Genomic DNA, 19,446 nt, shown 5'->3' on the forward strand with positions numbered 1-19,446 from the left:
TACTGTTGGCCTGCTTCCTGAACTATACTGCGACGGGACAGACCTGCGACAGCTATGAACAGATGGTGAATCAGGACGCTCCGAACCCTTGGGAATGTGATGATTTGGACAACGCTCCGCTGGATGATGGTGCAAGCCTGCTGGTACTGGCAAGTGCCGCCTTCGTCCTGTTCTCTAAAAAGATCAAAGCGACCAGGGCGGCTTCCCAGCTGGATTAGGGTTACCTGATTTTTCTATCTATCGAATAATTTCCCGGACCAGTAAAAAAGATGGTTAGGAAGATGGACAGATAAATTAATGCCAGTTCTTTAACAGTTAAGGGGTCGCTCGCATGAACAACAAAAAAAGCGACGAACATAGTGATGATTAAGGGAATGGTAGCTATCCTGGTGAATAAGCCAAGGATGACTAAGAGTGCACAAAGCACCTCTGCCAGAATGGCGAGATAGAGCGATAGTTCGGTTCCCAGTCCTAGCGGATCTCCAAATTGCGTGTTACCTTCCATCACCTTCATCAGTTTGGGCAGTCCATGAGTCAGCATTAATCCTCCTGCAAATACCCGTAAAATTAAAAGTCCGGCATCTAGTGAGAGTGGTGCATGTCTAAACGTACTTTTCATTAGCATATTTTTATTAGACCTATTTAACCTTCTCCTATAAGCTTGTGTTTGATGTGCTGAAAAATTGACTGCTGCGTTACGATTTTGATAAAAAGAACGAAAGTCGTAGCACCTTGCTATACATCTCGTATTTTTACAAGTCTAAATTGGTTCTCAATAGCTAATGCATAGGACCGAAATAGAATATTTACACGACTATTAATAATTGGTTAGATTAATTGAGTGTGAAACGGAAGTGTCATCTTCGGTGGCACTTCTTATTTTTCGCAGCCCTTCTTTACTGAAACGTGTTTCCTAAAAGTTTAAATATTTTCTAAGTCAGTTCTAAAGGAAGTTTTTTCAAAAAAAAAATCATCGAGTAAAACCGCCTTTTTAGTGTCATATTGACGGTTATCAAGCTAGCGCTATATCCTAAAATCTTTAAAATCAGGATGGAACAGGTTGCTGCCGTTTTCATTCACCCTTAGTTTTGGGATAACCAATTATTAATAGACGAAGCCGAAAATCTCAAGAGTAGGCACTAACCAAATTATTCTATGCTCAATGAAAAAAAATTTTTTTTCTAGGAATTTCCTATGCAAAAGCTTGGCGTTGCTTGCAATTACAGCCACATTAAGCTGTCAAAAAGGAGAAAGCGAAAGTACTCCTTCAGAAGACGTAACCTCAGCCGGAAAGAGTAGCGCTAAGGCCCTTGCCAGTGGTGAGGTTGTCAATGTAAACGGTCAGTGGCGCGCTACTGTAAATGGAGTGCAGCGCTACCTCGGATCTGATTACATTGCCGCCATTAATGCCGCTATCGGAGGCTTAACTGCCGGACGCACGACAAAAGAGTGGGTAACCATTAAAAACTCTGGGAGCTCGGGAAATTCTGGCGGATCTGTTAAAGCAGTTAATATGCAGAGTTACACCGGTCTTGACTTTTCCAACACCACTTTCACCTGCAACAGTAACGACTTGTTGATTGTCCCTGTCCAGGCCGACAGAAAGACACAGATCGAGGTTAAAAACCTAAGAGTTTCAGGGAATCCGCGGTACGGAATCTGGTTTAAAGGGTGTACGAACATGATCATCAGCAATATCACCATGAACCTTACCAACGGATCCGGTCAATATGGTTTGGGTATCCGGGTGGATAACAGCACCGCTGCGACAAGTAACCTGACAATCAACGGTACTCAGTCTTTTACTGGTGGTGATATGCACATAGAAACCTATGGTGTTTCTGGATTCAACATCGGTAATGTTACCACAAGCAACAACTATGGTTGCGGTGTACTTCTGAACCAGTCAAGGAATGGTAGCGTGGGCACTGTAACCGGCAACCGGAATTGTAATGGAGGCGGTTATGCAACCTTTAGGGTGGCTAATAACAATGGACCCAGCGTAACTTGCGCGAAGGTTTATTCCCGCAGCAGCGGCCGTGGTTTCTTCAGCGTGTCCGGAAGTAATGGTACTACTGTAACTACCGTAGACATCGCTAACAATACCAGCCACGGGATCTTCCTTGAAGATGCTTCTAACACGCGTGTTAATGGCGGAACGGTTTCAGGCTGCCGACCAAATGTGCAACACGTTAGAACAACATCCTGTGTGACTAACGTGAATGGCCAGAGTTATACAGCCGCTAACGGAACCTGGTAATCAACAAAAATTCAGAAAAATAATTGGTTCGATATTGCTAAAAATTAGTGACGTACTGCCCTAAAGACGGGCGGTACGTTTTTTAGTTCGTTGTCTCCAAATTATGAAGTCGACTTGTTTATTATTTATTTCCTTGCTTTCTGGGATTGCAGCTTGTCAGAGTAATGCTAGCTCAGGATTGACGGTGCAAACCGGAGTAACAGAAGAACCAGCCAATAAGCGACAGGTCATCCTTCCTGAAGCCGCTAATTCATATGTTCAAAAACATGTTACAGGTTGGGAGATAGCTACTGATGCCGACTATGCTCATCTTTGGTGGTCTTTCTACGATAGAGATGAAATTCCTTTTGCCGTTTCTGCAGATTTCAATGACGACAAGCTAGCAGACTACGCTTATGTTATAAAAAAAGCAGATTCTGTGGGCTTGGTAATTTTAACCGGCACCGGAAATACCTTTCGTCACTGGCTAGCTCCTGATTTTAAAATCGATCTGAAAAAAAGCGGAATCGAACACGGTATCAGTGTCGTCCCTCCCGGCCAAGTGGATGTGCTGCGGCCGGAGATGAAGTCGGTGGTTTTGAAATCAAATGGAATTGCCTTAAAAGAATTTGAAATGCGAACTAAGCTTTATTACTGGGAAGATGGACGGTTTAAAGTGCTTTTGGGTCAATGAATAAGTTCATAGAGTGCTTAGATATGAGATTACAATCCGAAAAGGTGAGAAGGAAATTTGTACTGCTTTCGATAGCAGTCTTATTCGTTGTAGCTTGTAAGCATGACGACAACAGTGTCACAGACGTCGATGGGAATAGGTATAAGACGGTCGTAATTGGCGATCAGATTTGGATGGCAGAGAACCTTAGGGTAACAAGATATCGAAACGGAGATCCCATCTTAAATATCATGTCGAACAACGAGTGGAGTACTACCACTACCGGCGCATTTTGTTACTATGGAAATGATAGTATAAACGCGAGGCCATACGGCCTGCTATACAATTGGTATGCAATTAACGATAGCAGAAATATCGCTCCTGAGGGATGGCATGTACCAACGCCGGAAGAGCTAAATACGCTAATCAACTACTTAAAGGGAGATACGGTTGCAGCAGGGAAGTTGAAAGAGACGGGTCAAAAGCATTGGATATCAAATATCGGAGCCAGTAACGAGATCGGCTTCAGTGCTCGTCCTGGCGGGTACCGTTTCAAGACTGGTAGTTTTCACACCCTGGGTAGCAATGGCTACTGGTGGACAAATATACTTAGCTTTGAGATGTTTTCCTGGAGCAAACGGATATTTCAGGGCTTTGCAGATGTAGATAGGATTGAAGCTTTCATGAACTACGGTTTTTCTTTGAGATGTATTAAAGATAAAGAGTAGGACGCGCTCCCAAGGAGAAATGTTAAATACTGTTAATCATTTAACAGCTTTAGGAGCATTCTTCTACTTTTATTTATGCGTTTCGCGGGCAGCCTGATCTTACTCCTCATCCTTGTGGCTAATTCTGCACAATCTCAAAACCTGTTCTACGGACAGGTTTTCGAATCTAATACCAGGTTGGCCGTTAGTGGCGCACGCATCGAAAATATTCGTACAAAAATTAAAGTAGTAACAGATTCTGCCGGCAGGTTTCAAATTGCCTCCCGAATTGGAGATTTACTTGCCGTGCAAAGCCTGGGCTATATCGCTGATACCTTATATGTTCACGACCTTAATTTCAGGGAAGTCTTTTTAAAACCAGCCTCAAGACAGCTAAACGAAGTAGTGGTCATTCAGGCGAGAATAGATACCAGCATTAACTGGCATCATCCGGATTTTCGTGGACAACGCGTAAAGTATCAGCGAGACGAAAATGGATTTTACAAAGGCGGCATTGCTATAAGCGTTTACCATAATAAGGACAGTAAGAGAGAGCGTAAGAATAACAGGAAGCTGACTGAAGCAAAGATAGAGGCGGAAATAGACCGGGTTTTTAATATGGCAGAGGTAGGCAAATATGTGCCTTTAAGGGATGAAGCACTTCGTAACTTCGTTGCGCTCTACCGACCCTCCAGACAAGTGTTCAAAACGCCTGGGTTCAGCTTAGTCTTGTATCTCAACGACGCGTATCGCAAATTCACCCAGCTTCCCCCGGAAAAGCAGAAGCTTCCCCCTTTGATATTTAAATAGCAATTCTAGGGGGTGTAGGATTGAGATAAAATATAGTAGCGATCCTGCATGTGGTGCTGAAATACATTGTTTGTCGTGTCGGGGAACTGTTTCCTGTATTTCTCGTCCGGCATTAGGATAATCGGAAGACCAGCACGTTGGTAATTGTTAGTGGGGGCGTACGCTGGCTCCTTCAATTGCGGCAGATATTTACGCACTTGTTTATACATCAGTTCGCCCAGGTTTTTTTCGAAAACCTCCTGTGCATTTTCTGTACGCTTCCTCATCTTTCTGAACTTTCCCTGTACAAACCATCGCACGTAAAAGGGCTGGTCCTTCAAGGTAGAGCTTACATCCTGAAAAGGGTTCACCCCGACGAAATCGCTGAGGCGCTGTACTGAAAAGGGAGTTTCCGGAACCCAATCCAGAGGATTAATGACAGTGATCCCCCAGCCATTTCGGGTAACGTAGTCAAAATCATAAACGAAGTAGGTGTTCCCGGGTTTCGGTGCCGCGCTGCATACGGTCTTGAAAGTAATATCGGCTGGTATCGTTCCCCGCTGTGACTCGTAGTGCAGGTAGTTCCTTAGCAGGTAGGTTATTGCGGCTCCCTGACTATGACCGAAAATGATGAAGTGTTTTATTCCATTTGCATGGCTTGCTTTTATTTGCTGCATGATGGAAGGAGCAAGATGTCCCAGGCCAAGCAACCATCCCACGTGAATGGTAGCCTTTTTATCCGCGGCAAGCGTGTAACTGAAAGTGGTCGAATCGTTTAGTTGTAGTTTCCCCTGTGCCGGTACCATTGCGGAATAAAAGTTTTCCAGCCAGCTTTCCGTTACCCGGATGGTGCCGTGGATGCTTATTACCGCAACTTTGGCGTCCTGACGTCGCCACAAGTCCCATCGGTTTCTTAGGCCTACCTCCGGCGATCTGTAGACAAGGGAGTAGCGTTGTGGTTTCGGAACAATGCCCGATCGCCGCGGATTTGCCTTGTTCTTAGCAGGAGTATCAGGGTAATTATACTGCTGAGAAAAGATCTGTAGTAACTCCTGGTACTCCCCTTTGTTGAAGCCCGGTTGAAGTAGCGATTGCGCTGGAGAACTCTGCACACAGAACAGGAAGAAAGCAAGCAGCATTTTTTTCATGACCAGGGAAAAGCAAGAGCAATGCCAGCTATTCGGAATCCTGTGTAGCATTTTCAGGCAACTATACGTCTTACTGAAAAGCGATATTAAAATGATTAAAAGAAGTTTAGCCTTTCTGCTGGCACTCACCATCCTTAGCGCTTGCGAAAATGGCGCAGAGAAGGCGGTCATCGAAGAAGAACAGGAGGAGTCATCTGCTAAATTCTCCTATAGAATCTTGAACAAGTCCGTAGACTCGCTACAGTACAATAATCCCTTGTTGCTCGACTTGAATAAAGATGGTGTGGTAGATTACTATATGACTTCTGTCCTGTTGGAAGAGAACGATGAGCCGTATATGTATCTTCTGATTAACAGGAAGTCGCCCAATATGAACAAAGTACTTGTCCGTAAAGGTCCGGAGTTGGTACTTAATGGCCTTTGGGGAGTGCCTTTTGAAAGGGATTTTGAGATTAAGGATTTAGCACCTGATGGGACAGAATGGAGTGAAAACTTAACCAAGACCTGCCTGCTCAGCACGAGGGACAATGGCCAGCGTGTTTTATGGGGCGGTGAGTGGATTGGTAAGAAAGATAAGTACCTCGGCCTAAAGTTCAAGATCAACGACAAATACCACTACGGCTGGATGCGGATCAGTCACACGGCTGGTGAGGGGAAGTTGGCCCTTCAGGATTATGCCTACAATAAGAACCCGGAAGAATCGATTTTGGCTGGGCAGAAGTGATTGCAGCGACTTTTTATGCCGAGAGTTTTTCAAAGGTTCCTTTAGGGGCTGGTTAGCAGTAGTTTGTCGAGTGTTCTGGTAAAGGAATTGTTCTCAAGATAGTATTCCTTCCCTGTTTTTAGGTCTTGTTCTGCTGGATAATTTCCTTTTATAGCCCTTACAACGCCGTCCCTGTCAAGGAATATTGTTTTTGGCAGTGCTTTGATATGGAGCTGCTCCATGTAGCCCTCGCCTTTGCCAAGAATGTAGAACTGAAAGGGACGTTTTTTCAAAAATGCCAGAAGGACAGTACGCTCTCCGTCTTCTTTAGTAATGGCGACGGTATTAATTTTGCTTCCGTATCGTTGCTTCAGTTCATTCAACTGTGGAATTTCGGCGACGCAAGGCCGGCAATAGATTCCCCAGAAATTGATGATGCTTGGTTTTCCTGAGAGCTGAGCGGAGGAAACCGTGTTGCCGTTCAAATCCTTCAATTCAAATTCAGGCAGTTTCTTACCCAGCAGTAGAAAGGTGGAATCCTGCTTAAAGACCGGATGAAAAACAGAGGCTTCGTTGTCGCTGGTCTTTCGGACAATTTCAAAACTCATAAAATTAATCAGAGTATCTTGCTTTTCTACCCGGTGGTAGATAAGCGGCTTTGAAATAAATCCGGCCGGCAGGTGTGCTGCAAAAGAATCAAAATAGCCCCGTACGGCTGTGACTGATAATAAGGAGTCTGAATTGAAGGTGTAGACCTCCACCTGGGAAAAGCTGAGCTTGGTAAACAAGGTTAGGATGACAAACAGAACAATTTTCATCGATTTAGGCATGTTCGAGACGCAAGATAGGAAAGTAGCGTGTTTTTCAAAAATACGAGTCATTTTCCTGCTTTTATGTTGAAGCTGAAGCGGAGCAAGCGGATGTCCAAAATTTTATAAACATTTTTCAAAATTTTATAATTAAAGAACCAGTTGAAAGTTCTTACATTTGCACCCAATGAAACTGTTCCGGAGATATATCGTGCTAACCCTAGCCATGCTGATCACCATATCGGCATCCGGAATAAGTATATCCCTTCATAAATGTTGCGGCAGTATCAAGGACTTTACCTTGTTTGGAGAGGCAGATGAGTGTAACATGGAGTCAGCGAAGCCTTCTTGCGAGCCCGACAAATATGGGGTGGCAAAACATAAAGGCAAAAACTGCTGTCAGGATCAAGAGGTAACAGTGAAGAAAACTTCTCATGCTGCTTACAGTAAGAGCGATGCCCAGACTAAACCTGCTTTTGACGTTCTTCTTATTCTCAACTTTGTAAGAGGTTGGTTTGGATACAACCAGCAGGAGGCAGAAGATGAGGACGACCGTTCTCCAGTCTTGTATTTTCCTGAATCACTTACCATTCTCTTTCGCCAATTCCGCCTTTGATCCTCTTTAGGGATTGTTGCCTTTAAAACATTTCCAGGGTATTCCTTTTTCAATTATTCAGGCTTTTTTATCTAATCTTTTTTCTCATGGTTGAGAAACTAATTGCTTTTTCATTACGCAATAGGTTTCTGGTCCTGCTATTTGCCACAGGCATTTTCGTCTGGGGGATTTATGCAGTCAGAACCAGCAAGATCGATGCAATTCCGGACCTTTCCGAGAATCAGGTGATTGTATTTACCGAGTGGATGGGCCGCAGTCCACAAATAATAGAAGATCAGGTGACCTACCCCCTCGTTACCAATCTCCAGGGTATTCCGAAGGTGAACTACGTACGGGCAACTTCCATGTTCGGGATGAGTTTCGTCTATGTCATTTTTGAAGACGATGTCGACGTATACTGGGCCCGCTCCAGAGTGCTCGAACGGTTAAATTCTATCGGCAATGCTTTGCCCGAAGGTGTTACCCCTACGATGGGTCCTGATGGAACTGGCGTGGGCCATGTGCTCTGGTATACACTTGAAGCTCCTGGCATGGACCTGGGCGAACAGCGGGCGGTGCAGGACTGGTATGTGAAGTTTGCGCTGCAGAATGTTCCGGGTGTCAGTGAGATCGCTTCCTTTGGAGGCTTCCAAAAGCAATACCAAATCTCTATTGATCCCAACAAGTTAACTTACTATAACCTCGGCATTCAGGACGTAATGCGAGCTGTACAATCTAATAATAATGAAGCGGGTGGTCGTAAGTTTGAGATGAGCGGCATCGGCTACATCATCAAGACTACCGGCTATCTGCAATCCATCGAACAAATCGAAAACCTCGCTATTCGCACCCAGAACTCCATCCCCGTAAGGGTAAGAGATGTGGCTACCGTCCAGATGGCTGGAGAAAGCCGCCTTGGTATTTTTGATTACAACGGTGAAGGCGAGGTAGTTGGCGGTATCGTGGTGCTTCGCTACGGCGAGAATGCCGACGAGGTTATTAAACGGGTAAAGATGAAGATGGCGGAAGTAAGTAAGGGCCTGCCCGAGGGAATGAAGTTCAACATTGTGTACGACCGCGGAGAACTGATCGAGGAGTCTATTTCTTCCATCAAAACAACGCTGATTGAAGAGATGATCGTAGTCTCACTGATCGTAATCATCTTCCTGTTTCACTGGAGGAGCGCGGTAAGCATCATTATCCAAATCCCTATCACCATCGCTGCCAGCTTTATCATTCTGAATGCCTTCGATATATCGTCTAATATTATGTCATTAACAGGAATTGCACTTGCCATTGGTGTGATCGTAGATAACGGAATTATCATGGCAGAAAATGCTTATAAAAATCTTGCCGTCCGCCAGGCTGAACTAACGGAACTACGGAAAGGAGGAGAAGATCATGTGGAATAAATTCAATCGCTATTTAGGCCGGAAAAAGAAGGAGGAGGACTATGTGCGGCTTTCCAATGAGGAGCGCCTGAGTATTATTGAAAAGGCCTGCAAGCAGGTGTCGCGAGGCGTTTTTTATTCCACTGTGATCATCATAACCTCATTTCTTCCTGTCTTTTTATTAACGGGACAGGAGGGGAAGCTTTTCCATCCCCTGGCCTATACAAAAACCTTTATTCTGATCATTGATGCGATCCTGGTAGTAACCCTGGCGCCCGTCATTATTTCCTTCTTCATGAAAGGGCGATTCCGGAGCGAACACGAGAATCCGATTAACCGGAGGCTGGAGAAAATATACGAACCGGTGATCCGGGCTTGCATGAAACATCGCAAAACAACTATTGGGATTAACATACTGGCTTTGCTGGTGAGCATTCCTTTGCTGATGAGTATGGGCAGGGAATTTATGCCGCCGCTGGATGAACAGTCGATCTTGTTTATGCCGGTTACACTTCCTGACGTCTCTAATGCCGAGGCTAAAAGGATTCTGCAGGTGCAGGATAAGATTATCCGTTCGGTTCCGGAGGTGGATAAAGTGCTGGGAAAGGCCGGAAGGGCCAACACAGCAACAGATAACTCTCCTATCAGCATGATCGAAACAATCATTGCGCTGAAACCGAAGAGCCAGTGGCGCCCGGGTATCACTAAAAAGGACATTATCAATGAGCTGGACATGAAATTGCAGATCCCGGGTGTGGTGAACGGTTGGACACAACCGATCATCAACCGGATAAATATGCTCTCCACCGGTATTCGTACAGATGTGGGCGTAAAGGTATACGGCCAGGATCTGAAGGTCATTGATGATGTATCTAAACGGGTGCAGTCGCTCCTTCAAAATGTAGAGGGAGTAAAAGATCTGTATGTAGAGCCGGTTACAGGCGGGAAGTACCTGGAGGTAGATATCCGGCGGGATCAACTGGAGCGGTATGGCCTAACGGTGGACGATGTGAACAGCACCATTGAAACTGCCCTTGGCGGAACTCCTTTTGCCACTACCATCGAAGGGAGACGCCGCTTTAACGTGCACTTGCGGCTGGGCCAGGAGTTTCGCAATAGTTTGGAACGTCTAAAGCGCATCCCGCTGAACAGTCCCGAAGCAGGTACAGTACCACTATCCGCTGTGGCAGAAATCCGCTTCGAAGACGGTCCTCCAATGATCACTTCCGACAATGCAATCCTGCGGGGAGCAGTGATGTTCAACGTCCGCGATCGCGATCTGGGTAATACGGTGCAGGAAGCGATTGAGAAGCTAAACCAGGATTTGAAGCTACCTAATGGCTATTTCATCGAATGGAGCGGGCAGTATGAAAACCTGATCCGGGGGCAAAAGACCTTGTTATACATCCTGCCAATTGTTTTGGTGATCATCTTTCTCTCGCTGTACCTGGCCTTTAAATCAGTTCGGGAGGCCTTTTTAAGCCTGATCACTATTCCATTCGCCCTCATCGGCGGGGCTTACCTGGTGTATTTCTGGGGTGTCAACCTCTCGGTAGCAGTGGCAGTAGGTTTTATAGCCTTGTTTGGGATAGCCGTAGAAACGGGAGTGGTGATGGTGATCTACCTGAACGACGCCATGAAACAGCTGGTCGCTTTGCGCGGAAATTCCAGTGAGACGATTTCAAGAGAAGAGTTGCGGGAGTTTGTGATAGCCGGAGCGGCAAAACGTCTGCGGCCGAAGATCATGACCGTCTGTGTAGCCTTGTTCGGCTTGATCCCGGTGTTGTGGTCGACAGGAGTGGGTAGTGATGTGATGCAGCCGATCGTGCTCCCCATGATCGGTGGCGTACTTACCTCTTCCACCCATATCTTATTGGTTACCCCTTTGATATTCCTGATGACAAAGGAGTATGAGTTGAAAAAATTTGGAAAAATGGAGGTGCATGATGTTAGTCATTAAAGCCCGAAAAAATTTAATTGCCAGCAGCTTCGTCTGGGTCCTGCTGTTGCTTGCTGGCCCAGAGTCCGCAGTTGCTCAGGAGAAGCTCGGCTTAAATGAGATCATCCGGCAGATCGAGCAGAATAATCCCGAATTAAAAGCTTTTGAAAATCAGGCGAAGAGCCAGGAAGCCCGGGTAGAAGGCGCAGGAGCCTGGATGGCACCGATGGTTGGAGCGGGAACGTTTATGAGCCCTTATCCCGGTCAGGAGGTGATGTCTGACGGCGATCGTGGTGCATTTATGATTTCCGCAGAGCAGGATATTCCCAATCCCGCGAAAGTGAAGGCAAGGAGGGAATATTTGGCGACCCTGGCAGAAACCTATACACTCGGTCGCACCGAGCGCTTGAATCAGCTGCGGACCAGAGCACGACAGCTTTACTTTGACCTGTTGATCGCTAACCGGAAGCTGAATTATCAGCGCGACAACCAGAAGATCATGCAGACTATGCAGAAGCTGGCGGAGATCAGGTATCCCTACAATCAATCGGGATTGAACCAGATCTACGCAGCGAAAGGACGAGCTGCGGAATCGGAAAACATGATCCTGATGACGGAAGGGCAGATACGGTCAAACAAGATCGCTTTGAACGCATTGATGAACCGGCCTGCCTCATCAGCCTTGCAAATAGATACGAGCTATGTAGTCAGCTTCAAGCCTGTAGCCGACTTGGACACGACTTATCTCGCAGAGATTCGGAGTGATATCCGCCACATGCAGCATAATATCCATTCCATGGAGGCCAATATCAACCAGATGCGGCAGGAGGCGAAACCGGACTTCCGGATCCGTTTTGATCATATGTCTTCTTACTCAGCAATGATGCCAAAGCAGTTTACGGTGATGGGAATGCTCTCCATTCCCATTGCTCCCTGGTCATCAAAGATGTACAAGTCCGAGATCAAGTCGATGAACTTTGAGATTGCCGCGATGCAGCAGCAAAAAGAGGCCATGTTGGTAGAAATGCTGGCGATGGCGCGATCGATGGAGACAGAGCTGGCGTCCATGCAGCAGCAGTTGAATAATTATGAGAAGGGGATCCTTCCCGCCTTAAAGAAGGCACTGGATGTCTCGATGTTGTCTTACCAGGAAAATAAGCTGGAGTTGAACAGCGTCATCGACAACTGGGAAGCCTTGAACATGGCGCAGATGAATTACCTGGATCAGTTACAACGATACTATAAAATGATTACAGAGTATGAGCAGACAATTGAAAGGTAAGATCCTGATTGGATTTTTTAGCTTGCTGATGCTGCTCTTTGCAGCATGCAACAGAGGTGGAAATTCAGATAAGGAAACAGCACACGCAACATCATACACCTGCCCAATGCATCCGCAGGTTGTTACAAAGGAGCCAGGTACTTGTCCGATTTGTCACATGGACCTCGTGCCTACCCACCGCCACGAAGGAGAGGACAGGGTTCAGGCAGATCTGAACCGGCTCATCAAGCCAACTAACCAGCTCGTGTTGGCCGATGTCAGGACGGTAAAGCCGCAGGAGGGGGTAAGGTTTGCAGAGCTGAGCTTGCAGGGAGTCATCAATTACAATACGAATAACTGGAGGGCAGTTTCGAGCAGGGTAGGCGGAAGGATTGAAAAGCTTTACGTGGAGTACAGCTACCAGCCCGTGACTAAAGGTCAAAAGTTAATGGAAATCTACAGTCCCGACCTCGCGAACGCGCAACAGGAGCTCCTGTATGTCAGCAGAGCGGGGGATCGCAAATTGCTGGACGCAGCAAAACGGAAATTACTCCTGCTGGGAGCTACTGCTCAGCAGATCAATCAGGTGCTCAAAACGGGCAAGGTCGATTACAGTGTGACCATTTACAGTCCTTATTCAGGCTACCTGACAGAACCTTCGGCAGGAGCAGCCAGCCCTACCGTCTATGCTCCCGGCAGCACAGCAATCGCCGCAGAGGGTGCTGAAATGGGAGGAGGAATGAGTTCAATGGGTGGGGGAGCGTCGTCGTCGACGCCTTCCGTTCCCAAGGTAACTAGCAATGCACCTTTGCAGCTGCGGGAAGGACAATATGTCTCGGCGGGGGAAACGCTTTTTCAGCTGATTAACGCCGCAGATGTATGGGCTGAATTTTTTGCCGGACCGGAGCAACTTCGCTTTTTGAAAAAAGGGAGCCTGGTTCAGCTTACTTCAGTCGACGATCCCCGGCTGAAGACGGCTGCCCGCGTAACACTCCTGCAGCCTTATTATTCTGAAGGTAATTCCTTCTCACTGCTGCGGGCTAAAGTGGGTAATACTGCCCGGCAATGGAAAGTGGGGCAATTAATTTCGGTGAAAACCGAACTGGACAGGAAGTTTGGCACCTGGATCCCCAGAACATCCGTGTTAAGTTTAGGGACCAGGAACGTAGTGTTTGTAAAGCAGGGAGCAGCCTTTGTGCCGAGATACGTAGAGCTTGTTGAACGGCGGGGCAACTGGGTTGATGTCGGATCAGGACTCTCAAAAGATACAGAGCTGGCGGTCAATGCCTGGTTCCTGGTGGACAGCGAAAGTTTGGTGGACGTAGATAGTTTATCACAATGAAAAGTATCCTTTTTAGAATTTTGATAGTGATTATTACAGGGCTCTCCATCCTTGGGATCGAGTCCTGCAATTCGGGGCAGCATGAGCACAGCGCTGCAGAGGGAAAATATACATGTCCTATGCATCCCCAGGTAGTTCAGGACGCACCGGGTACTTGCCCCATTTGCAAGATGGACCTGGTGGCGGTAAACGGCGGAGGTGCGAAAGGCGAATTAGCTTTGAACGCCAGCCAAGTGCAGCTGGCCAATATTCGAACCATCAGGGTGGGCACGGGTAACTTCAGTTCCTCCAAGATACTGAATGGGCGGCTGGTGGCTAATGCAAAGCAAACAGAAGTGATCTCCAGTCGATTTGAAGGGCGGGTGGAACGGCTGTATGTGAAAGAAACGGGTGTCGCGGTAAAGCCAGGACAACCGCTGATGCAGGTCTATAGCGAGCAGTTGCAGGTATTGCAGCAGGAGTACTTACTGCAGTTGAAACAGGTGGCAGCTTTCCCTGAAGAGAAAATTTATAAAACGCTTCGGGATGCAGCCAAAAACAAACTGGAATTGTTTGGGTATTCCGCTGCTCAAATTGCTCAGCTGAGGAGAAGCAATAAGATATCTCCTTACGTAACGGTCTTTGCCGATGCCTCGGGAGTGGTTAATGAAGTCAGCGTTTCTGAGGGACAATATGTTGCGGAGGGGACTGCGGTGGTACGGCTGCAGGCATACAACCGCCTCTGGCTGGAAGCGGAAGTCTATCCTTCTGAGCTTGGCCAGGTGAAGGTAGGAAGCCCGATACGTGTAGTGGTCAACGGATTCCCGGATAGGGAGATGAATGTTAAGGTCGACTTTGTGAGTCCTCAACTAGATCCACAAACTCAGCTTTTAACAGTGAGGGCGACGATCAGCAATGAGTCCGGGCTTCTCCAGCCGGGTATGCAGGCGAACGTATTTTTAACAACCGGAAGAGTTACCGATGCCGTGAGTCTCCCCCTGGATGCAGTAATCCGGGATGAAGATGGCGCCCTGGTCTGGATTAAAAAAGAAGGCAATATCTTTGTACCGAGGAAAGTGGTAACGGGCGCAGAAGATGATCGACAGATAGTGATCACTTCAGGGATTGCAGATGGCGAAGAAGTAGTAACGAGCGGGGCCTATCTGCTATCAAGTGAATTTATTTTAAAGAAGGGAGCAAATCCCTTATCAGCAGTACATCATTAACAGTACATAAATTTTAAGAATATGGAAATCAACAGAAAAATAGGTCTGGGATTAGTGGCAGGCCTTCTTACAGCGTTTACAGCATGCTCATCAGGGGAAAACAAACAGGCAGGCTCGGGTCACGAAGGGCATGCGCACGAGGAGGCGGCCAACGAAGCCGGTAATCCTCAGTTTAAAGATGAGAAGACAAAAGAAGTGTATCAGCACTATGTGCACTTGAAAACAGCGCTGGTAAATACGGACGCGAAAGAAGCTCAGGCAGGCGCAGCCGCTTTACAGACAGCGATGACGAATGCGGGCAATACGGAAGGTGCCGATATCGCGGGTAAAATTGCCAGCGCCTCAGACATCAAGCAGCAAAGAGATCAGTTTGATGAGCTGACCGATGTAGTGGAAAATTTGGTTAAATCAGCAGGACTAAGCGGCGGAAAGATATTTAAACAATATTGTCCCATGGCGAAGGAGGGCGAGGGCGCTTATTGGTTGGCTAGCGAGACGGAGATCAGGAATCCTTACTACGGCGATGAGATGTTGGAATGCGGGGAAGTGAAGGAAGAAATTAAATAATCTGTGGGGTTGAAAAAGAAGAAGAGGCGCTGATTTCTGTCAGCACCTCTTTCTTTTTAGTTAGTTACCGTAAAATTAGTTGAACTAACCATCGTACTGCCCAATCCGTTGGTTACGGTTATTTTCATTGCGCCAGCTTGAACATTAGAAGGCACCGCTACCCGTAATGTTGATTCTGTCGCACTTAATATTGTTGTGTTCACCGTCCCAAACTTTACTGTGTTGTTATAGGTGTAGGGCGAAAAACCGCTACCCGATATTGTTACCACAGTTCCTGCAACGCCTGAGCTTGGTGAGAAGGAACTGATTGCAGGAGCAAGAACAGTAAAGTCGTCGCTCGCTGTTGCACTGTTGTTTCCTTGTCTTACAGAGATCTTTACATTGCCCGGGTCCACATTGGCGGGGACCAGAACTCTAAGTGTAGTATTCGTAGCGTTTGATGAATTGGTAGACCCTGAGCCAAAATAGACCTGATAGTTGAAGTTCGGATTAAAGTTTCCCGTTAGCGTTATCTCTTTACCAACGGCGCCTGAACTTGGCGAAAAGCCAGTGATCGCGAGCGGCAGCACCTTGAGCTTCTGAGGAGCATTAATGCTGTGCGGGCCCGCCACTACCGTAACGGTGTATTCTCCTACAGGAAAATCACCCGGTACGGTTGCAGTAATTTGTCCCGCAGAGGAAACCGTGTAGGACACAGGAATATTTCCTATCATAACCTTGAAGCCCGCCATGTTGGTATAGCTATATCCGTTGGTCGGGAAGTTATTTCCGAAGATCGAAAAGCTTCCTCCTGCCAGAGCGCTCGCTGGAGATATGGAAGACACCGAATGAGCATTAACTGTATATTCTCCTGGCAGTGTAGTCGAAACTCCGTCGGCCATCACCGAGATGCTTAACTTTTCAGTGTTTACCGTTGCAGGAATGACCACAGAGAGTGTGTTATTGCTGGTGCTGTACGAGTTTACAGAAGCTTCTATAGTGCCAAAAAACACTTTAATGCTGCTATTATAATAATAGGATTGAAGGTTTTGCCCTGATATAGTGACCGTAGAACCGACATAGCCGGATTTTGGAAAAAAGTCCTGAAAAGTAGGAAGTACTCTGAAGCTATAGCCGATGTTCATCGTCTGTCCAGCTACTATAACATTTACCGACACCTGATTACTGCTGCTATAACTGGTGCTGATTCCTATTGGCACTTCTGCTATAATTTTGGTGGGGCTAACTTCTACAACAGTAGCTTTTACTCCTCCAAAACTTACTTCCACCTCGGTCTTTTCACTTGTAAAAAACTGGCCGTTGATAGTAATCCTGTCTCCGGCTTTACCTGCAGTCGGACTTAGCGAAGAAACATTCAGGCTCGGAAGCTGCACCATGCGTACATCTCCAAAAACTACTCCTTTGCTGTTTTTTAGATAAGCTCTTGCGTACAAGCTCCTGTTGTAGCTGGCCAAATTCACGAGCTGTACTTCCTTAGAAAATTCGCCGGCTGCAGCATCAGCGCCAAGAGACACTTTAATGCCTTCAAATTCCGTAAGATTGCTGCTAGTGCCATATACAAAGCCATAATCTGCAACTTCGTAGCTGCCCTTGTTAATGATGGTACCCTTCAACAGTGCTTTTGAGGCCGATATAGCAGTGGGAGTTTGTGTTTGAACCACAGGGTGCTCAGTCTCTTCTTTCTTACACCCGAACAGCAATAATAACGTTGCGATTAACGATGCAGACAGGAGGCGATAATAATGTGCGGCTTTCATACTATAACACATAACCTAATCTGATACCGTTATATAAAGTTGGGCCGAACGAGAAGTTAGAGTCTTTTACGTCCGCTGGAGTTGTAGCACTGCTGGATCCAGTCTGAGTTACCTCTATCGCCTGATAATTGGTTTGATAAAAACCAAAGTTGAATTCGTAGCCAAAGAAGAAGTTCTTAGCCATGTAAAAATCAAAGCCTGTTACCAGGTTCAGGCCATATCTGGTGTACCCTCTTTCTCCGCTACCAACAGTATAAACTGTTTGGTACTGACCGCCGCCATTGTAGTTTGGTACCCAAATCACTTGCGGTGTTGACGTTTGCCAGGCCCCCTTAATAGTTGTAACAGATTGGCCTGATGTGATTTCTTGTTTTGCTGATTTATTCGCAAGGGTTAAATCAAGGCCATAATATGGCGATAATCTTCTTGTACCTTTCAGATGCTGCTCGAATCCAAGGTTTAAAGCCAGTGAGGTGCTATTCCTTTCGTTCTTGTAAATGCTTGGATTGGAGCCGTAGGGATTGCTGTTCTCGACTAATGAATCCAGCTTGCGGGCCGAAAAACCGATTCTCCAGGCAAACCGGGGAGAACTAAAGATTCTTAGTTTGATCTGGTTCAAAGAGTTGTTCAGGCTCAACTCTCCCTTGAAGGGATTAATGTTAAGTTCTGTTGCCAGGTTTTTCTTAAAAGGTTTTAACGAAGATTCATCGCTCTCGGATGACTGGGCATAGCTTGCCAGTGCAGCAAAGCTGAGTGCCAAAATTGTGACTAAGGGTTTCATATTAAAAATTGAATGGCCGAAGTTAGAAAAAAACCAAAGTTCCAATCGTGATTTTTCAAAAAATACTACTTCAGAGAGCCGGGTTTAGCCAACCTGATTCAAATCCTGATAGAGTTATGGGCAGCGACGCAGCTCTAAGGTACCGCTACCGCAGAGTATCCGCTAAAACCTGCTTTTCGGGGAGCAATTACGGAGCTGTTGCGGACCAAACCCAGGTTTGGGAATAATGGGGGACTTCACAAGGTATAAAAGGTGGAGGGGCGAAGGGCATGCAGAAAGCCTAATTTACTCCAATATTAGGTAATCAGGCAGGAGGCCGATGCCGGAGACTTTTTCTTCAGGTCGGCCACTTTTCTATCATCATGACAGTGCATGACAGAATAACAATTGCACTTTTATAATTTTAGCGGCAATTAAACAAACTATTATAACCTCATTAAAGAATGCAAGCACTATTTGGCGTAATTTATCACTTGATCGGAGGTTTTGCTTCCGGGAGTTTTTACATCCCCTACAAAAAGGTTAAGGGATGGGCGTGGGAGAGCTACTGGATCGTGGGCGGTCTTTTTTCATGGCTTATTGTCCCTCCTTTAGCAGCTTACCTTACTATTCCCGACTTCTGGAGCATTATAGGAAGTACCAGTTCTGATATCCTGGGTTACACCTATCTTTTCGGACTTCTCTGGGGTATCGGTGGGTTGACCTACGGTTTAGGTGTTCGCTATCTTGGCGTTTCTTTAGGAAGTTCGATTATCCTTGGACTTTGCTCTATTTTCGGCGCGTTGATTCCTTCTGTTTATTACGATATTAACCCGACTCCCGGGAAAGACTCTTTTACCGACCTGATCTCCAATACTTGGGGACAAGTAGTGCTTCTGGGGATTTTGGTTTGCGTTATCGGCATTATCATTTGTGGCAAGGCGGGCGCAATGAAAGAAAGCGAGCTAACGCCAACAGAAAAAGCAGAAAATAATAAAGAGTTCAAACTAGGTCTCGGCTTGTTTGTTTCCATTGTTTCTGGCGTTCTTAGTGCTTGTTTTAACTTTGGTATTGAAGCTGGAAAGCCGATGGCTGACATGGCCAACGAAGCTTGGAAAGCAGTTAATCCAGATGCTACCGAGAGCTTCCTGTTCCAAAACAATGTAGTGTATATTGTGATACTTTGGGGAGGATTAACCACCAATTTTATATGGTGTATGTTTCTGAATGCGCGTAACAAAACCTTCGGCGATTATACGAATGCTAAAACGCCCCTTGTGGCGAACTACATTTTCTCGGCTCTGGCTGGAACTACCTGGTTCCTGCAGTTTTTCTTCTACGGTATGGGTGAAAGTCGCTTAGGGAACGGGCCTAGCTCCTGGATCCTGCATATGGCCTTCATTATTTTGATTGCAAATGTTTGGGGACTTGTACTGAAAGAATGGAAAGCTGTAAGTAAGAAAACTTATGCAACTGTAGTTGCAGGTATTCTGGTCATTATTCTTTCGGTTTTAATCGTGGGATACGGAAACTCCTTGAAGAGTTAAAGTTGGATTTTGCC

General features: G+C 46.3%; 19 protein-coding genes. 14 read left to right on the forward strand and 5 right to left on the reverse strand.

The genetic code is table 11. The features are described 5' to 3' along the window. The first annotated feature begins 5 nt into the window (after positions 1–5). Positions 6–218 (forward strand): hypothetical protein, encoded by a 213-nt coding sequence (locus J4N23_RS10100; RefSeq protein ID WP_207426936.1) that lies wholly within the window; start codon positions 6–8, stop codon positions 216–218. A gap of 2 nt (positions 219–220) precedes the next feature. Here the strand turns inward: J4N23_RS10100 and J4N23_RS10105 are convergent, their stop codons facing one another. Beyond that, positions 221–619 carry a DoxX family protein gene (locus J4N23_RS10105; RefSeq protein WP_207426938.1) on the reverse strand — a complete coding sequence of 133 codons (399 nt, stop codon included), beginning with the start codon at positions 617–619 and terminating at the stop codon, positions 221–223. Positions 620–1,210: 591 nt separating this feature from the next. On the opposite strand from J4N23_RS10105, the gene J4N23_RS10110 reads away from it, so the two are divergent. The 4 genes from J4N23_RS10110 to J4N23_RS10125 all read left to right on the forward strand — a co-directional run bounded on the left by J4N23_RS10110 (position 1,211) and on the right by J4N23_RS10125 (position 4,429). After that, positions 1,211–2,260, forward strand: coding sequence for a right-handed parallel beta-helix repeat-containing protein (locus J4N23_RS10110; RefSeq protein ID WP_207426940.1), 1,050 nt, complete (start codon positions 1,211–1,213; stop codon positions 2,258–2,260). 103 nt (positions 2,261–2,363) lie between these two features. After that, positions 2,364–2,933 (forward strand): hypothetical protein, encoded by a 570-nt coding sequence (locus J4N23_RS10115; RefSeq protein ID WP_207426942.1) that lies wholly within the window; start codon positions 2,364–2,366, stop codon positions 2,931–2,933. 23 nt (positions 2,934–2,956) lie between these two features. Further along, positions 2,957–3,640 carry a fibrobacter succinogenes major paralogous domain-containing protein gene (locus tag J4N23_RS10120; RefSeq protein ID WP_242689171.1) on the forward strand — a complete coding sequence of 228 codons (684 nt, stop codon included), beginning with the start codon at positions 2,957–2,959 and terminating at the stop codon, positions 3,638–3,640. A 75-nt stretch (positions 3,641–3,715) separates the two neighbouring features. Beyond that, a complete protein-coding gene (locus tag J4N23_RS10125) occupies positions 3,716–4,429 on the forward strand; it encodes a carboxypeptidase-like regulatory domain-containing protein (protein WP_207426946.1) in 714 nt (237 codons plus the stop codon). Positions 4,430–4,434: 5 nt separating this feature from the next. On the opposite strand, the gene J4N23_RS10130 is transcribed toward J4N23_RS10125, so the two are convergent. Further along, the gene (locus J4N23_RS10130; protein WP_207426948.1) at positions 4,435–5,556 is read right to left on the reverse strand and encodes a lipase family protein; all 1,122 of its coding nucleotides are present in this window, start codon (positions 5,554–5,556) and stop codon (positions 4,435–4,437) included. Positions 5,557–5,647: 91 nt separating this feature from the next. Here J4N23_RS10130 and J4N23_RS10135 point away from each other — a divergent pair, with 91 nt between their 5' ends. Beyond that, positions 5,648–6,280 carry a hypothetical protein gene (locus J4N23_RS10135; RefSeq protein WP_207426950.1) on the forward strand — a complete coding sequence of 211 codons (633 nt, stop codon included), beginning with the start codon at positions 5,648–5,650 and terminating at the stop codon, positions 6,278–6,280. Between the two features lie 41 nt (positions 6,281–6,321). On the opposite strand, the gene J4N23_RS10140 is transcribed toward J4N23_RS10135, so the two are convergent. Continuing rightward, a complete protein-coding gene (locus J4N23_RS10140) occupies positions 6,322–7,140 on the reverse strand; it encodes a TlpA disulfide reductase family protein (RefSeq protein WP_207426952.1) in 819 nt (272 codons plus the stop codon). A gap of 115 nt (positions 7,141–7,255) precedes the next feature. Between J4N23_RS10140 and J4N23_RS10145 the strand changes: the two genes are divergently transcribed. The 7 genes from J4N23_RS10145 to J4N23_RS10175 all read left to right on the forward strand — a co-directional run bounded on the left by J4N23_RS10145 (position 7,256) and on the right by J4N23_RS10175 (position 15,368). After that, entirely contained in the window at positions 7,256–7,684 is a 429-nt protein-coding gene (locus J4N23_RS10145) for a hypothetical protein (protein WP_207426954.1), read from the forward strand. A gap of 86 nt (positions 7,685–7,770) precedes the next feature. Continuing rightward, complete coding sequence (locus J4N23_RS21090; protein ID WP_207426955.1) at positions 7,771–9,075, forward strand: efflux RND transporter permease subunit; 1,305 nt, start codon at positions 7,771–7,773, stop codon at positions 9,073–9,075. Continuing rightward, entirely contained in the window at positions 9,065–11,014 is a 1,950-nt protein-coding gene (locus J4N23_RS21095) for an efflux RND transporter permease subunit (RefSeq protein WP_207426957.1), read from the forward strand. Before J4N23_RS21090 ends, J4N23_RS21095 begins: the two co-directional genes overlap by 11 nt. Continuing rightward, complete coding sequence (locus tag J4N23_RS10160) at positions 10,998–12,275, forward strand: TolC family protein (protein ID WP_242689172.1); 1,278 nt, start codon at positions 10,998–11,000, stop codon at positions 12,273–12,275. The genes J4N23_RS21095 and J4N23_RS10160 overlap by 17 nt, the downstream gene beginning before the upstream one ends. Then, on the forward strand, positions 12,253–13,596 hold the full coding sequence (locus J4N23_RS10165; protein ID WP_207426961.1) for an efflux RND transporter periplasmic adaptor subunit: 1,344 nt from the start codon (positions 12,253–12,255) through the stop codon (positions 13,594–13,596). The genes J4N23_RS10160 and J4N23_RS10165 overlap by 23 nt, the downstream gene beginning before the upstream one ends. Then, the gene (locus J4N23_RS10170) at positions 13,593–14,801 is read left to right on the forward strand and encodes an efflux RND transporter periplasmic adaptor subunit (RefSeq protein ID WP_207426963.1); all 1,209 of its coding nucleotides are present in this window, start codon (positions 13,593–13,595) and stop codon (positions 14,799–14,801) included. Before J4N23_RS10165 ends, J4N23_RS10170 begins: the two co-directional genes overlap by 4 nt. Before the next feature lie 21 nt (positions 14,802–14,822). Further along, a complete protein-coding gene (locus tag J4N23_RS10175; RefSeq protein ID WP_207426965.1) occupies positions 14,823–15,368 on the forward strand; it encodes a DUF3347 domain-containing protein in 546 nt (181 codons plus the stop codon). Between the two features lie 56 nt (positions 15,369–15,424). Here J4N23_RS10175 and J4N23_RS10180 read toward each other — a convergent pair whose 3' ends face one another. Together J4N23_RS10180 and J4N23_RS10185 are read right to left on the reverse strand one after the other, a co-directional pair. Then, positions 15,425–17,125, reverse strand: a complete 1,701-nt coding sequence (locus J4N23_RS10180; protein WP_207426967.1) for an IPT/TIG domain-containing protein — start codon at positions 17,123–17,125, stop codon at positions 15,425–15,427. A gap of 1 nt (position 17,126) precedes the next feature. Further along, complete coding sequence (locus tag J4N23_RS10185; protein WP_207426969.1) at positions 17,127–17,906, reverse strand: hypothetical protein; 780 nt, start codon at positions 17,904–17,906, stop codon at positions 17,127–17,129. Positions 17,907–18,349: 443 nt separating this feature from the next. On the opposite strand from J4N23_RS10185, the gene rhaT reads away from it, so the two are divergent. Beyond that, on the forward strand, positions 18,350–19,432 hold the full coding sequence (rhaT, locus tag J4N23_RS10190; RefSeq protein WP_207426970.1) for an L-rhamnose/proton symporter RhaT: 1,083 nt from the start codon (positions 18,350–18,352) through the stop codon (positions 19,430–19,432). The last annotated feature ends 14 nt before the right edge of the window (positions 19,433–19,446 follow it).

The organism is Pedobacter sp. SYSU D00535 (assembly GCF_017355855.1).
Taxonomy (GTDB): Bacteria; Bacteroidota; Bacteroidia; order Sphingobacteriales; family Sphingobacteriaceae; genus Desertivirga.